The sequence below is a fragment of the Nocardia jejuensis NBRC 103114 genome, from assembly GCF_001613145.1.
Classification (GTDB): Bacteria; Actinomycetota; Actinomycetes; order Mycobacteriales; family Mycobacteriaceae; genus Nocardia; species Nocardia jejuensis.
The window spans coordinates 102,843-118,009 of record NZ_BDBU01000024.1; the positions used below are offsets into that span (position 1 = coordinate 102,843).

The window sequence follows — 15,167 nt, forward strand, 5'->3', positions numbered from 1 at the left end:
CCGCGGCGGGCCCGGTTCTCAGATCGTGTCGCGAATGGTGTCGATCATCGGGAGCGCGTCCACGGCCAGCGCCGTGGCCGAGGCGAACGCCTCGCGGTAACGCTCCACATCCGGCTCCTTGTCCAGATACGAAGCGCCCGTGAGGGACTCGACGTACACCACCGGCGGTTCGGTGGCCTCGTTCGGCGCGGTCGGGAACTCCAGCAGGACGAAGCGCCCGCCGTCCATCCCGTGGTGATAGCCGCAGTCCGCGGGCGCCAGGCGCAGCCGGACATTGGGGAGTTCACCGAGTTTGCGCAGCTGATCGAGCTGACCGAGGGTCACCTCGTCGCCGCCGATGCGATGCCACAGCACCGCCTCGGAGATCACCACGTCCAGCTGCAGCGGTGAATCGGCGCGGGTCAGCAGTGCCTGGCGGGCGGTGCGGACCCGGACGCGCCGGTCCATCTGCTCCGCCGAGATGCCCGGATAGCCCGCGGCCAGCACGGCCCGCAGATAGCCCTCGGTCTGCAACAGGCCCGGGACCAGCTCGTTCTCATAGGTGGTCAGCCGGGCGGCGGCCTCTTCCAGACCGATGTAGACCTCGTACCCCTCGTCGATCACATCGCTGAATTCGGTCCACCAGCCGCGCGCCTTGGTTTCCCGGGCGAGCGTGGTGAGCGGTTCGATCGCCTCTTCCGGGGCGCCGTAGATCCGGCACATGGCCTCGACATCGAGGCTGCGCAACGAGGTCTGACCGGTCTCGATCCGCCAGATCTTGGCCTCGGACCATTCCAGTCGCTGTGCGGCCACCCGGGTCGTCATGCGGGCGCGATTTCGCAGGTCGCGCAGCTGACGCCCGAGTTGTCGCCGAGGCATGGTCGATCCGGTAATCCCCTGCGGTAGCGCCATCAATCCCCCTGAAAACGTGTGCGATCGCATTGTTGCACAGGAAAACTCACCGATCCATGGATGAACGGCCCGGTCCGGTGGCCACGATCGCGGTTTTCAGCGGGTTATTTGCGTGCCGAACGCTTCCGATAGCGCCAGAACTGCACCGCACGCATGTCTTCCGAGAGTTGATTGACAGGTTCCGCCACATCCGAGAGCGCTTGGAACAGATCGTCGGCGAGCACCGAGATGTGCTCGACCCGGCTCGCCAGACGCGAGGCGTTGAGCACGAACTCCAGCAGCAGGCGCACCACCGCGGCGATGGTGAGCCCCAACGGAATTGCGAAGACCAGCCCGAAGACCACGCCGAGCCACGCCGAGACCCGCCACAGTCCGATCGTGCCCACGATCGGGATGGCGAACGCGCTCGCCAAGCCGAGTACATAGGCCAGCGGCAGCAGGGTGCGGGTGGCGGAACGATGGAACTGCACGTCCAGCAGCGCTCGCGCGGCCTCGACCGCCCAGGAGCCGAAAGCGCTTGGGCTGGCGAAGGGTTCGACCGGCTGCTCCCCCTCGGCGACCTCATCCGCGGCGCGGCGGGACATCCGGCGGGCGGCCGTTTCCTTCAAGGCGGCCCAGCGCCCTTCCGCCTCGATCTCCTCCAGATCCTCGAGGTCACCGAATTCCGGTCCGGTCCCGCCTGATTGGTCGGTCATGCCGACGTTCCCCTCTCCCGCAGACCTTTTCGACACTCGACGGCCGCAGCACGGCGTCGCGCCCCGACAGCATTCCAGGGTCGGGGCCGCTCGAAGAAAGTCTCATCGCTCGCACGGCCGCGATGTAGACCGCCACGGTGTGTTCTAGAACACGTATCGGGTAGATGTTCACGAATCCGCCCCCGCGAGCGATATCGCCCTTGACGCCGTTGTTGCAGGCAGCGCCCCCCGGGGGCCGTCTGTCGCAAAAGCGACACTGTCCGGATCTGGACCAAACAGACCGGAGGTTGTCGTTTCAAGGTCAACAACCGGACTCGCGTCACACAGAATGTGTAACGCTCCGAACCTCTTGTGCCGATACCAGGCACAGAGCAGGTTCTAGATCTACCGGGGAATGGAGAATCCAGTGCGTAAGACGTTTTCGTCTGCCGTCGAGGAATCCGCGCAGGAATGCATCCAGCGCGGCTGGACGGTCGCCGAGACGGCCAACGGCCTTTGCTTGATCACCGATGACCAGATTTCGGGCATCGAGATCACCGGCGAAACCGCCGCTTTCGTGCGCCGCTACCTGCGCGCCAACGACCTGACCGGGCCGGTCATCGAGATCCCGGGCACCGAGCGCCGCGAGATCCACCTGGTCACGGGCATCCGTAAGGCCACCATGGCGATCGAGGCGCTGCGCGCGGCCGGGGTGATCGTCCACACCGACGGTGCCGGCATCCCGTTGCCGCCGACCCAGATCGCCACCGGCTCCACCTGCTGGGCCGTCGCCCCGGGCGAGGCCCGCTGGGTCCCGCCGGTGGTCGCGGTGGCCGCCGCGGTGCGCGCCGCCGCCGCCAAGGGAGTCAAGCCCGGAGTCGCGCGTATCGCCTCCTGAGGTTCCAGATAAGTCCGTCGCGAAACCCGCGAGTGCACCCCGGCACTCGCGGGTTTCGCTGTATCCGGGGGAAAACGTTGCGAAATGATCGATGCTCGGTATCAGGCCGGGTAGACGGCCGAAACCGGCCGACCTCTCGGTCAGGGAGTCCCGGCGGAAAACTCTGAGATCACCTATGCGCTGAGCGATACCCGCTAGGCGCTGTGCAAAACCCGCACGCGAGTCGAATCCCCATGTGACAGAGCGGTCCTGGGCCGCCCGACATGCGAGGTCCGCTGTGGAACCGGCTGGTTCAGGGCGAGGGCGCGGGCCGCTCGGCGATTGGTGACACCCAGTTTGCGCAGCACAGCGGAGACGTGATGGTCGACGGTCCGGACCGACAACACCAGGTATTCGGCCATCTCGACATTCGTCAGACCCGCGCAGAGCAGATCCAGAACGTCCTGCTGGCGGCCGGTGAGCCGGGGGACTCCGGGGCCCGGCGGTTCCGGGACCGTCTCCGGAGCGCGCACGACCAGTCCCCGCTCCCCGTCGACCGACACCTCGGCCACCGTGCCACGACCGGCGGCGACTTCCTCCCAGGCCCGGCTCAGGGCTTCGAGGGCTTCTGTTCGCTCCAAGAACCGCATGTCAGCCAGCTTCGCCCGCGCTGCGGCGCCGGTCTGTTCGCGTCCACACGCTGCGTGTGTCAATTCGCCGACACAAGCGGGGACGACCGAGTTGATGCGCAAGTGTTTCGCCTTCGGCCTTCCCGCGCGATCATTGGTTATGACCCATGTCACGGACAGTCATCGGACACTGCTGCGCACCTGCCCACTCTGCGAGGCCGTGTGCGGCCTCGAGCTCACGGTGGACAGTGCCGACCACATCACTTCCGTACGCGGTGACCATGCCGATCCGTTCAGTCGCGGGTTCATCTGCCCCAAGGGCGCGACCCTCGGCCATCTCGACGAGGACCCGGACCGGCTCACCGCGCCGATGATCCGGGACCGGGCCACCGACCGCTGGCGGACCGCGAGCTGGGACGAGGCGTTCGGGATCATCCGAGAGCGGCTGCCGCAGATCACCGCCGAGCACGGCAATCAGTCGGCCGGGCTGTATCTGGGCAATCCCAACGCGCACACCGTCGCGGGCGCGTTGTACGTGCCGCTGCTGATTCGCGCGCTGGCCACCCGGAACTTCTTCTCCGCCAGCACCGCCGACCAGATGCCCAAGCAGGTGTCGAGCGGGCTCATGTTCGGTGATCCGCTGACCGTCGCCGTGCCGGACCTGGATCGCACCGACTATCTGCTCATGCTGGGCGCGAATCCGCTGGAGTCCAACGGATCACTCTGCACCGCACCGGATTTCCCGGGGCGGCTGCGGGCGTTGAAGAAGCGCGGCGGCCGGCTCGTCGTGGTCGATCCGCGCCGCACCCGCACCGCCAAACTGGCCGACGAGCACCTGTTCGTGCGCCCCGGCAGTGACGCCTACCTGCTGTTCGGGATCGTGAACACGCTGTTCGCGGAGAATCTCACCGCGGTGCGCGTCGAGGTCGAGGGACTGGACGACGTGCGCGCCGCCGCCGCGCCTTTCACTCCGGATCAGGTCGCCGAGCGCTGTGGCGTCCCGGCCGAGACCGTGGTGCGGCTGGCCCGCGAGCTGGCCGCCGCGCCGACCGCGGCCGTCTACGCGCGAATCGGCACGTGCACAGCCGAATTCGGCACCCTCACGCAGTGGCTGGTGGATGTGGTGAACGTGCTGACCGGCAATCTGGATTCGCCCGGCGGGGCCATGTTCGCGAACGGCGCGGCGCTGGGCATCGTGCGCAGCCGCCCGTTCCGGCTCGGCCGCTGGGGCAGCCGGGTGCGCGGGCTCCCCGAGGCCATGGGCGAGCTGCCGGTCGCCACGCTCGCCGATGAGATCCTCACACCGGGCGAGGGCCGGATCCGCACGATGGTGACCGTGGCCGGGAACCCGGTCCGCTCCGCACCCAGCAGCACCCGTCTGGACGACGCCTTCGCGAGCCTCGAGTTCATGGTCAGCGTGGATCGCTATCTCAACGAGACCACCCGGCACGCCGACGTGATCCTCCCGCCGCCGCGCATCCTGCAGTCCCCGCACTACGACTTCGCGCTGTTGCAGTTCGCCGTGCACAACTACGCCCGCTACTCGCGACCGCTGATTCCGCTGCGCACGACCGGCACCGGCACCGAGCCCGAGCAGCTCTCCGAGGCCGAGGTCATGGCGCGGCTCGCGCTGGCGGTCAGCGGCCAGGACCCCCAGCCCGGTCTGGACCCGCTCACCGTCGTCGACGAGATCGTCATCGCGGGCACCCTGCACAAAGCCGGCATGGCGGAGCGCCGCCACGAACTCCTGGGCGAGAACACCACCGAGCACCGCATCGACATGATGCTCAAACTCGGACCGTACGGCGAATGGAACCCGGCGGCGAACCGGGCCGCCCGAGACGCTGCCGACCGGACCCGCCCCGGCGACGGTGCGCCCGAAGCCCCCGCGGACCGCGTCCCGAGCGCCGGTGGTGCGGGCGATGCCACGGCGCAGGCTCTCGGCGCCTCCCCCGGCGACGATGCGAGCACGGCGGCGGGAAGTGCGGCCGGTGTCCCGGTGCACGACGTCGCAGCACCCGGTGCGCCCGCGGGCTCCGCGGGAGGTGGCGAATCCGAGGCCCGGGTGTACTCGAGCGGGCTGAACCTGCAGGTATTGCTGGACAACCCGCACGGGATCGATCTGGGACCGTTGCGGCCCCGCCTGCCGGGCGCACTGCGAACAGCGTCACGAAAGGTGGAGCTCGCGCCCCGGGAGCTGTTGGATGATGTCGTGCGATTGCGGGGACGGTTGCGGGATGCCCCGCCGGAGATGGTGCTGGTCGGGCGGCGGCAGCTGCGATCCAACAACAGCTGGCTGCACAATGTCGCGCCGCTGGTGGGCGGCTCCAATCGGTGCACGCTGCACATCCATCCGGACGACGCCACGCGGCTGGGTCTGGACGGGCACGCCGTGGTGAAGTCGGCGGCAGGCTCGGTGACCGTGGAGCTCGAACAGACGCCGGACATCATGCCCGGGGTGGTGAGCCTGCCGCACGGGTGGGGACATCAGGACAGCAACCAGCAGGTCGCACGCGAGCACGCCGGAGTGAACGCCAATGCGCTGACCGATGATTCGCTCGTGGACGCGCCGTCCGGGAACGCCGTGTTCAACGGCGTACCGGTGACGCTCACCAGGGCCTGACACCGGAAAAGAGAATGTCGCCGATTCGAATACTGCTGTGGGCAGTACATGTCGCGCTGCCCGCCGCCGGGTTGTGGCTGCTGATCAGCCGCCCGGAGCTGGATCACATGTACATGCACCAGGGCGTGCACTTCTGGCTGATCCTCGGGGCCGCGGTGCTGTCGCTGGCGCTGGGCGTGCTGCTGCTGCGGGCCGCGCGGGCACACCGGGACATGCGCCTGGTGCTGGTTTCGCTGGTGTTCCAGTTGAATTCGGGATTTCTGGGCCTGCACGCGCTGGCCACGCCGGGGGTGATCCTGTCGTCCGCGAACGTGGGCTTCACGGTCGCCGTTCCGGTGGGTATGGTGCTGGGCGGGCTGGCGGCACTGGGCTCGGTGGTGGAGTATCGGCCCACCGCGCGGGTTCACCGAATCACCGAAATCCTTGCCGTCCTGCCCCTTTCATTGATGGCGGTGTGGGCGCTGCTCTCGCTCACCCGGGTCCCGCCCTTCGACACCCCGCCCGATCACTCCGAGGCGCAGGGGCCGCTGGTGGCGCTGGCCTTCGTCGGTGCGGCCTGCTATCTGATCGCGGCGGGCGCGTACGCGGTGCTGTACCTGCGCACTCGCGGGACCATCCTGCTCAGTGTGCTCACGGCGTTCATCCTGCTGGCCGAGGCGCTGTTCGCGGTCGGCTTCGGCCGCAGCTGGCGGGTGTCGTGGTGGGAGTGGCACGTGCTGCTGGGGGCGGCCTTCGCGCTCATCGCGATCAGCGCGCACCGCTCCTTCCGCAAGGAGGGATCCGCGCGCGGATTGTTCGACAGCGTCACCCAGCGCAGCACCATCGTCGCCATCCAGCGCGACTACGACCACGCCCTGGAGGAGATGGTCGCCGCGCTGGAAACCCGTGCCAGCGGCGGTGTTCCGGCCACGGAACCGCTGGGTGCGGTCGGTCAGCAGCTGGCCCGGCGTTTCGGACTGACCGAACGCCAGATCGCGGTGCTGCAGCAGGGCGCGCAGGCGCTGGGCAACGAGCGCGAGCAGGTGCGGCGGCTCGGCGCGCTGGTGGCGGTCGGTGAGCGCTCCAGCGTGATTCGCGGTGAGACGCAGCTGCTGGCCGAGATCCAGCGGCTGGCCGGATCCGCCTTCGACCGCGACGTGGTGCGGATCGGCCTGCTGCGGCGCGGCCGGCTGGTCTTCGCCGACGGCGGCCCACCCAATCCGGCTTCCTTCGGATTCCCGTTGCACGTCAAGGGGATTCAGGCCGGAGTGCTGGAACTGACCCGCCCGGCCACGGGCACGATTGCACCGGCGGCGATCGAGGACACCGGCCCGGCGTACGGGCTTGCCGAAGCCGGCAGCGCGGGCGGCGCTTCGAGACGTGCGGCCGATCCGGGCGCGGGCGGAGTCGGCGATCGCGGACCACACTCGGTAGGTACCCGGGCCCGAGCGATTCCCGTTGCTACGGCACCGGACTCGGCCGATCCGGCAACCGGTGCGCTCCCTGCCGAATCGGGGATCGATCGGCCGGTCGGCGACGAGGCGTCGGATGCCGAACTCACCGTGCCCGCGCCCGGCTCACGCGTGCGCGGCCGGACTCGCGGATTCGGCTGGCGGCCCGCGGTTCCGACATCCCGAACCGGCACGCGGGCGCCGGCCGCGCCGCTGCCGTACGCCGATCCGGCGGCGGGCGCCGGGCTCGGTCCGGCCGAGCACGCGGTGGCGCGGTCGTTCGCGGCGCAGACCTCGGTGGTGCTCGAAAACGCCCGGCTCTACCAGCAATTGGACGGATTGTTCCGGTCGTACATGTCACCGCAGGTGGCGAACGCGCTGCTGGCGGACCCCTCGCAGGCCGGGCTGGGCGGTGAGATCCACGAGGTCAGCGTGCTGATGGCGGATCTGCGCGGCTACACCCCGTTCGCCGAGCAGGCCGGGCCGGAACAGGTCATGCGCATGCTGAACACCTACTACGGGGCGATCGTGCCGGAGATCCTGGCCGAGGGCGGCACCGTGGTGCAGTTCGTCGGCGACGCGGTGATGGCGATCTTCAATGCGCCGGTGCGGCAACGTGATCACGCGCTGCGGGCGGCGCGGGCCGGGCTGGCGCTGCAGCGGGCCACGGCCGCGGTGCGCGAGCGCGGGAACGGCGCGCACGGCGAGTGGCCCATGTTCCGGGTCGGGGTGAACACCGGTCCCGCCATCGTCGGGAACGTCGGCGCGCGCGAGATGCGGAACTTCACCGCCATCGGGGACACCACCAATCTGGCCGCGCGCCTGGAGGGTTTGGCCGAACCGGGCACCGTGGCGGTCGGCCCGCTGACCCGCGAACGGCTCGGTGACCGGGCCGAGGTGACGTGCCTGGGCGATTTCGACATCAAGGGGAAGAGTCTGCCGGTGACCGTGTACGAACTGGTGGCGCTGCGATGACGGAATTCGAACTGCTGGAAGGACTCTCGCCGCAGGAGCGGCGCGAGTTCATCGCGGCCTGCACGCCCCGGAGGTTCCAGCGTCGCGACATCGTCTGCCACGAGGGCGATCCCGGCGACTGCGTGCATCTGATCACGGCGGGCCGGCTGGTGGTGCGGGTGACCACGCCGCTCGGGCACACCGCGACGCTGACCATCCTGGGCCCCGGCGACATGTTCGGCGAGCAGGCCCTGCTGAGCCCGGATGCCCGGCGCACCGCGACCATCGTGGCCGTCACCGACGCGCAGACGCTGACCCTGAATCGGCGGCAGCTCGAACGACTGCGCGCGGAGCATCCGCAGGTGGAGCGGTTCCTCACGACATCGCTTGCGGCACAGGTGCGTCGGCTCTCGGCCGCGGTGCTGGAGGCGCTGTACCTCCCGGTGGAGACGCGGGTGCTGCGGCGGCTGGCGCATCTGGCGCGGGTGTACGGGGACGGGGACGATCGGCCCTCGACAGTGCGGCTCACCCAGGAGGATCTGGCGTCCATGGCCGGGACCACGCGCGCCACCGCCAACAAGGTGTTGCGGGAGTTGGAAGATCAGGGCGTGGTGCGGCTCGGCCGCGGATCGGTGCTGGTCGTGGATCGGGCGGGGCTGGAGCGCAAGGCGCGGTGATTCCCGCACCCCTCCGCGCCACCGGATCCGTTGCGCAAGGGGGGATGACGCCCGAAGGAAGCCGGACATATCCGAGCAAAAGGGATTAACCACTACCGCGAAATCCCAGCCCGCGCCGGGTAACTCGATATTTCGATAGCCGAAGCAAGGTCAGCATCATCGCAGCTAAGCGACGAAGGTCCCTTGCCGAAGCTTCCATACGGGAGGATCCTCGCCCGAGAAGGTGTGACCAGCATCCCTCGACCCCGCCCCAACAGGCCTTTTCGCCGGTTCACCCATTCGCCACACCAAAATGGTTAGACCGGATAGGATTTCATACGGCCTAGTTTCGTGGCCGAGCCTCTTCTATCCGGTATTCAGCTACCAAAGGGGGCGCACGATGCCCGGTAACAGAATCGGCAGCGACGGCGAGCGAGAACTCCAGGAACGCTACGGAACCCAGGATCGGGCAGAGCGTTTCTACGAGGATCAAGTCCGGAATCAGCTCAACCGCCACATGATCGAATTCATCGCCCGGATGGAAATGGCGTTCATCGCCACCGCGGACAAACACGGTGAGTGCGACAACAGCTTCCGGGCGGGCAGACCCGGCTTCCTGCACGTCATCGACGAACGAACCGTCACCTACCCGGAGTATCGCGGCAACGGCGTCCTGGCGAGCCTCGGAAACATGCTGGAGAACCCGCACATCGGGATCCTCATGGTCGACTTCGTGCAGGACCTGATCGGGCTGCACATCAACGGGACGGCCCGGGTCGTCGACGACACCCTCATGCGCCGCTGCGTCCCCGACCTGCCCGACAGCGAACGCGGCCGCCAGCCCGAGCGCTGGGTGGTGGTGGACATAGAAGAGGCGTACATCCACTGCCGCAAGCACATCCCGCACCTGGTGCCCGCCCAGCGCGAAAATCGCGAGTGGGGCACCGACAATATGCGCGCCAAGGGCGGCGACTACTTCCACGTCAAAGAAGAAGCACGAGACCTGGTCGAGTCCTGAGGCCGGCAGAACAAAGGCGTCCTGGAAAGAACCTCGAGAGAACTAAGGCCCCCGCCGGTCGGCGGGGGCCTTGTTCATCCTGGATGATCCGTCAGTGGATCTTGAAGATGACCGCGCGCTGCACGATGAAGTTGATCACCGTGGCGGTTCCCTGGGCGACGCAGAAGGCGAGCCAGATCCGCCACCATTCGTCCGGCAGCGCGTAGTAGCAGACCTGGTTGATGCCGACCTGGATGGCGAAGGTCACCGCGTACAGGATCACCACCGCGATGAAGCGCTTGCGGCTCGGCTCGGCCTTGAAGGTCCAGCGCCGGTTGATCAGGTACGCGGTCGTGGTCCCGGCGATGAAACTGATGGCCTTGGCCACCGGCAGCGGCAGCCCGAACACCTTGAACATCAGCGTGTAGAGGCCGAAGTCGACGATGGCCGACAGGCCGCCGGTCGCCGCGAATCGGATGATCTGAGTCTTCAGATCAACGTCCGTACCACCCGGTTCGTCGACGACGGGCAGCTCGGGCGGCAGGGGCAGATGGGGTTCCGCGGTCACAGCGCACGAGAGTACCTCCAGCGGCCTGCTCGCAGGTCGCTCGAGACAGTACCGCCGGGGAGATAGGACACAAGCCTCGATCCGGTTATGCCTGTAGCCTCTATCCCGATGTCCACGAAAGCTCAGACCACCACGGCCGCCGCCGATATCTCGGCGAGCGACGGTGCGGACACAGCGTCGAACGGCGGCTCGTTCGCCCTTCCGACGCGGACTCGCACTCTGACCGGTTGGGGTCGCACCGCACCCACCACCGCCGAAGTTCTCTCGACCAGTGACCCGGAGCTCATCGCCCGTGCGGTCGCCATGGTCGCGGAGGACAACGACTCGAAGCCCGCGCATCTGCGACGCGGCGTCATCGCGCGCGGCCTCGGCCGCTCCTACGGTGACCACGCGCAGAACTCCGGCGGGCTCGTCGTCGACATGACCGCGCTGAACCGCGTCCACCGCATCGACCGCGACTCGCGCATGGTCGACGTGGACGGCGGCGTCAGCCTGGATCAGCTGATGAAGGCGGCGCTGCCGTTCGGGCTGTGGGTTCCGGTGCTACCCGGGACGCGTCAGGTCACCATCGGCGGCGCCATCGCCTCCGATATTCACGGCAAGAACCATCACAGCGAGGGTTCTTTCGGTAATCACGTCCGGTCCGTCGATCTGCTCACCGCGGACGGCAAGGTGCAGACCATCGGGCCGAAGAAGAACGCCAAGCTGTTCTGGGCGACCGTCGGCGGCAACGGGCTGACCGGCATCATCCTGCGCGCGACCATCGAGATGATCCCGACGGAGTCCGCGTACTTCATCAACGACGGCGTGAAGACCACCACGCTGGACGAGACCATCGCGGCGCACAGCGACGGCAGCGAGGCGAACTACACGTACTCGAGCGCGTGGTTCGACGTGATGAACCCGCAGCCGAAGCTGGGGCGCGCGTGCATCACTCGCGGCCGGCTGGCGAAGGTCGACGAGCTGCCGGCGAAGAAGCAGAAGAATCCGCTGAAGTTCGATGCGCCGCAACTGCTCACGGTGCCGAACATCTTCCCGAGCTTCACCGCGAACCGGCTCACCCTGGGCGCGGTCGGCGAGGCGTACTACGCCATGGGCGGTAACTACACCGGCAAGGTGCAGAACCTGACGCAGTTCTACCACCCGCTCGACATGATCTCGGAGTGGAATCGCGCCTACGGTCCGGCCGGATTCCTGCAGTACCAGTTCGTGGTGCCGACCGAAGCGGTCGAGGAATTCAAGAAGATCATCATCGACATTCAGGCATCCGGGCACATTTCGGCGCTGAACGTCTTCAAGCTGTTCGGCCAGGGCAATGCGGCGCCGCTGAGCTTCCCGATGCCCGGCTGGAACATCTGCGTAGACTTCCCGATTCGTGCGGGGCTCAACGAGCTCGTCTCCGATCTCGACAAGCGGGTCCTGGAATTCGGCGGCCGGCTGTACACCGCGAAGGATTCCCGCACCACCGCGGAGTCCTTCCACAAGATGTATCCCCGCATCGACGAGTGGATCAAGATTCGCCGATCCGTGGACCCCACAGGCGTTTTCATGTCCGATATGGCGCGAAGGCTGGAGCTTCAGTGATCAATGCGGTAGGGAATCCGCAGTCCATTCTGCTTCTCGGCGGTACCTCGGAGATCGGTCTGGCGATCGTCTCGGAGTACCTGAAGAAGGGGCCCGCCCGTATCATCCTGGCGGCGCTGCCCGGCGACCCGCTGCGCGAGGACGCCGAGCGCCAGATGAAGGACGCCGGCGCGAGCGAGGTGCAGGTCATCGACTTCGACGCGCTCGACACCGACAGTCACCCGGCCGTCATCGACACCGCGTGGGCGAGCGGTGACGTCGACGTGGCCGTGGTCGCGTTCGGCATCGACGGCGACGGCGAGGTGTTCTGGCAGGACCAGCGCAAGGCCGTCACCATGGTCCAGATCAACTACACCGCCGCGGTGTCCGTCGGCGTGCTGCTGGGCGCGAAGATGAAGGCGCAGGGCTTCGGCCGCATTCTGGCCATGTCCTCGGTCGCCGGTGAGCGTGTGCGGCGCTTCAACTTCGTGTACGGCTCCACCAAGGCCGGACTCGACGGCTTCTACCTGGGCCTCGGCGAGGCGCTGGCCAAGTTCGGCCCGCGCGTCACCGTCATCCGCCCCGGCATGGTGCGCACCAAGCTCTCGGCGCACGCCAAGGAGAACGGGCTCACCGTGAACAAGGAGGACGTGGCCGTCCTCGCGGTGGCCGCCTCGCAGAAGGGCAAGGAAATCGTCTGGGCCCCGGGCACTTTCCGGTACGTCATGATGATCCTGCGCCACGTCCCGCGCCCCATCTTCCGCAAGCTGCCCATCTAGGGTCTGCCCGCGAACTCGGAACTGCCGCACCCGCATTCGCAGGTGCGGCAGTTCCATTTGTGTGCGCTCATCAACCGTCTTACGCGATCTCGTCAACCGTTCGAGCGAACTCGCCGACCATCTTGCGTGAGCATTCACCAACCGTCGTTCCGGCATGCTTTCAGCCGCGACCCACCCTGTTCGTCGAGCGGCCGCGGTGTGGATCCCGGCCGAAAGCGCGCCGCGATGACGGGGCTACGTCACACCGGGACCAAGTTGCGCGCCAGGATGACAGGGCGACATCGAACCGGCATGACGTGACGACGTCGAACCGGAATGACGGGCGACATCGCACGGGGATGACGTGGCGACATCGCACATACAACGTAAGTAGGCTGACGCGCGGCGTCCAGTGGGGCGCCGGGCACGGTGACCGAGAATCCGGAGGCGGAGTGCGAAACATCGAGCAGCTGGCTGCATACGGCGTGGACGCGCCGGATGTGAACGGGGCGGGCCGATGAGCAGCACCGCACCGGAGACGGCCCCGGCGAATCCCGCGCCCGCCCCGAACCCCGCACCCGACTCGCCGGGCCGCGTCGCGAGACTCGCCCGGCCGGCGGGCAGTGCCCTCGGCGAAGCGATCCTGGCGGCCGTCGTCGCATCCGGGGTGGCCGGGGTGGGCCTGCTCGCCTTCGCGCGGGTGCAGTGGCCGGCGTTCAACTCCTCGAATGTGACCCGCGCGCTGACCACCGCCGGGCAGGTGGCCGCGATCGCCGTGCTGGTGATCGCCATCGTGCTGATTCGCGCACACCGCCGCCCGCTGCTGGCCAAAGTGCTGTCCTGGGCCGGACTTTCGGCCTTCGTCACCGTCACGCTCGGCATGCCGCTGGCCGCCACCAAGCTGTATCTGTTCGGGCTCTCGGTGGATCAGGAGTTCCGCACGCAGTACCTGACGCGGCTGACCGACAGTGCGGCACTGCGGGATATGAACTACGCCGAGATTCCGCCGTTCTATCCGGGCGGCTGGTTCTGGCTCGGCGGACGCTTCGCCAACCTCACCGGGATGGCCGGGTGGGAGGCGTTCAAGCCGTTCGCCATCATCGGGCTCGCGGTGGCCGCGGTCATCGCACTCGTGTTGTGGTCCAGGCTGGTTCGCGCCGAATGGGCGGTCGCGGTGACCGCGGCCACCACGGCGGTGGTGCTCGCCTACGGCTCGCCCGAGGCGTACAGCGCGCCGCTCGTACTGCTGCTCGGCCCGGCCCTGCTGCTGGCCTGGGGCGCGCTGTACCGGCCCGCCGAGCCGGACCCGTCGACCGCCGGCGGCTGGGGTGCGGTGATCGGCGCGGGCCTGTTCCTGGGCCTGGCGGCCACGTTCTACACGCTGTACTTCGCCGTCGTCGTCTTCACCGTCTGCGTGATGGCCGTGATCGCGCTCGGGTTGGCACTGCGCGGCCGCAGTGCGGCTCGCCGCGCACGCGAGTCGGTCCCGACCGTGTGGCGAGCGGTATGGCCGATTCTGGTTCGGCTGATCGCCATGGGCGCGGTCGCGGGCCTGCTGGCGCTGACCGTGTGGCTGCCCTTCCTGCTGAAGTTCGTGAGCGGGAAGGCGAACTTCGCGTCCGGGAGCGCGTTCCACTACCTGCCCGAATCCGGTTCGCGACTGCCGCTGCCCATGCTCGATTTCGATCCGCTCGGCATGTTCTGCCTGCTCGGGACGATCTGGCTGGTGGTGCGGGCGGGCAGTTCGCGGCGGGCGCAGGCGCTCGGCATCGGCGTGCTGGCGGTCTACCTGTGGTGCCTGCTGTCGATGCTGGCCACGGCGGCCGGGACCACGCTGCTCTCGTTCCGGCTCGACCCGATCCTGCTCGCGCTGCTGGCGGCGGCCGGATCCTTCGGCTTCGTGGAGGGTGCACGGGCGATCTATCAGGCGCTCGGCGAACCTGACCGATTCCGCCCCGCCGCCGCCGTGGTCGCGGTGCTGGGCGCGGTGGCCTTCAGCCAGCAGATTCCGCACGTGCTGGCCTCGGAGATCACCACCGCGTACACCGACACCGACGGCAGCGGCGTTCGCGCGGACAAGCGCCCGCCCTCGGCGGTCTCGCACTACGCCGCGATCGACGCGGCCCTGCTGGAGCAGACCGGCCGTCGGCGCGACGAGAGCGTGGTGCTGACCGCGGACATGAGTTTCCTGTCCATCTACCCGTACTTCGGATTCCAGGCCCTCACTTCGCATTACGCCAATCCGCTCGCGGATTTCCCGGCACGCGCCGCCGAGATCAAGCGCTGGTCACAGCTGAAGTCGCCACAGGAATTGCAGGACGCACTGAATCACTGCGTGTGGCGGGCCCCCGACGCGTTCCTGTTCCGCCGCTCCGGAAACGAATACACGCTGCGCCTGGCGGAGGATGTCTACCCGAACGATCCGAATGTGAAGCGGTACACGGTGAGTTTCCCGGCAGCACTGTTCGAGAGCGAACACTTCCGGGTTACCGATTTCGGGCCGTTCACCCTTGTGGTGCGCCGCTGATCCGTTGTGTCCCAGGTCAC

General features: G+C 68.1%; 12 protein-coding genes. 8 read left to right on the top strand and 4 right to left on the bottom strand.

Translation table 11 applies throughout. The annotated features are described in order from the left end of the window. Nucleotides 1–18 precede the first annotated feature (18 nt). Together NJ1_RS19620 and NJ1_RS19625 are read right to left on the bottom strand one after the other, a co-directional pair. A complete protein-coding gene (locus NJ1_RS19620; RefSeq protein ID WP_067696353.1) occupies nucleotides 19–891 on the bottom strand; it encodes a helix-turn-helix domain-containing protein in 873 nt (290 codons plus the stop codon). 104 nt (nucleotides 892–995) lie between these two features. Next, entirely contained in the window at nucleotides 996–1,586 is a 591-nt protein-coding gene (locus NJ1_RS19625) for a DUF4282 domain-containing protein (RefSeq protein ID WP_067696356.1), read from the bottom strand. Between the two features lie 394 nt (nucleotides 1,587–1,980). On the opposite strand from NJ1_RS19625, the gene NJ1_RS19630 reads away from it, so the two are divergent. Next, nucleotides 1,981–2,463, top strand: a complete 483-nt coding sequence (locus NJ1_RS19630; RefSeq protein ID WP_157574093.1) for a hypothetical protein — start codon at nucleotides 1,981–1,983, stop codon at nucleotides 2,461–2,463. A 194-nt stretch (nucleotides 2,464–2,657) separates the two neighbouring features. Here NJ1_RS19630 and NJ1_RS19635 read toward each other — a convergent pair whose 3' ends face one another. Continuing rightward, a complete protein-coding gene (locus tag NJ1_RS19635; protein ID WP_067696359.1) occupies nucleotides 2,658–3,092 on the bottom strand; it encodes a response regulator transcription factor in 435 nt (144 codons plus the stop codon). 139 nt (nucleotides 3,093–3,231) lie between these two features. On the opposite strand from NJ1_RS19635, the gene NJ1_RS19640 reads away from it, so the two are divergent. The 4 genes from NJ1_RS19640 to NJ1_RS19655 all read left to right on the top strand — a co-directional run bounded on the left by NJ1_RS19640 (nucleotide 3,232) and on the right by NJ1_RS19655 (nucleotide 9,752). Continuing rightward, nucleotides 3,232–5,694 (top strand): molybdopterin-dependent oxidoreductase, encoded by a 2,463-nt coding sequence (locus tag NJ1_RS19640; protein ID WP_084478517.1) that lies wholly within the window; start codon nucleotides 3,232–3,234, stop codon nucleotides 5,692–5,694. A gap of 14 nt (nucleotides 5,695–5,708) precedes the next feature. Continuing rightward, a complete protein-coding gene (locus tag NJ1_RS19645; RefSeq protein WP_067696362.1) occupies nucleotides 5,709–8,099 on the top strand; it encodes an adenylate/guanylate cyclase domain-containing protein in 2,391 nt (796 codons plus the stop codon). Continuing rightward, complete coding sequence (locus tag NJ1_RS19650) at nucleotides 8,096–8,755, top strand: Crp/Fnr family transcriptional regulator (RefSeq protein WP_067696365.1); 660 nt, start codon at nucleotides 8,096–8,098, stop codon at nucleotides 8,753–8,755. The genes NJ1_RS19645 and NJ1_RS19650 overlap by 4 nt, the downstream gene beginning before the upstream one ends. A 379-nt stretch (nucleotides 8,756–9,134) precedes the next feature. Then, nucleotides 9,135–9,752 carry a pyridoxamine 5'-phosphate oxidase family protein gene (locus tag NJ1_RS19655; protein WP_067696368.1) on the top strand — a complete coding sequence of 206 codons (618 nt, stop codon included), beginning with the start codon at nucleotides 9,135–9,137 and terminating at the stop codon, nucleotides 9,750–9,752. Nucleotides 9,753–9,843: 91 nt separating this feature from the next. On the opposite strand, the gene NJ1_RS19660 is transcribed toward NJ1_RS19655, so the two are convergent. Further along, complete coding sequence (locus tag NJ1_RS19660) at nucleotides 9,844–10,299, bottom strand: GtrA family protein (RefSeq protein WP_157574094.1); 456 nt, start codon at nucleotides 10,297–10,299, stop codon at nucleotides 9,844–9,846. Between the two features lie 108 nt (nucleotides 10,300–10,407). Between NJ1_RS19660 and dprE1 the strand changes: the two genes are divergently transcribed. From dprE1 to NJ1_RS19675, 3 genes are all read left to right on the top strand, one after another. After that, nucleotides 10,408–11,883 (top strand): decaprenylphosphoryl-beta-D-ribose oxidase, encoded by a 1,476-nt coding sequence (gene dprE1 / locus NJ1_RS19665; RefSeq protein ID WP_084478518.1) that lies wholly within the window; start codon nucleotides 10,408–10,410, stop codon nucleotides 11,881–11,883. Continuing rightward, nucleotides 11,880–12,641 carry a decaprenylphospho-beta-D-erythro-pentofuranosid-2-ulose 2-reductase gene (gene dprE2 / locus NJ1_RS19670; protein WP_067696371.1) on the top strand — a complete coding sequence of 254 codons (762 nt, stop codon included), beginning with the start codon at nucleotides 11,880–11,882 and terminating at the stop codon, nucleotides 12,639–12,641. The genes dprE1 and dprE2 overlap by 4 nt, the downstream gene beginning before the upstream one ends. Nucleotides 12,642–13,137: 496 nt before the next feature. Continuing rightward, the gene (locus NJ1_RS19675; protein WP_084478519.1) at nucleotides 13,138–15,147 is read left to right on the top strand and encodes a galactan 5-O-arabinofuranosyltransferase; all 2,010 of its coding nucleotides are present in this window, start codon (nucleotides 13,138–13,140) and stop codon (nucleotides 15,145–15,147) included. Nucleotides 15,148–15,167 lie beyond the last annotated feature (20 nt).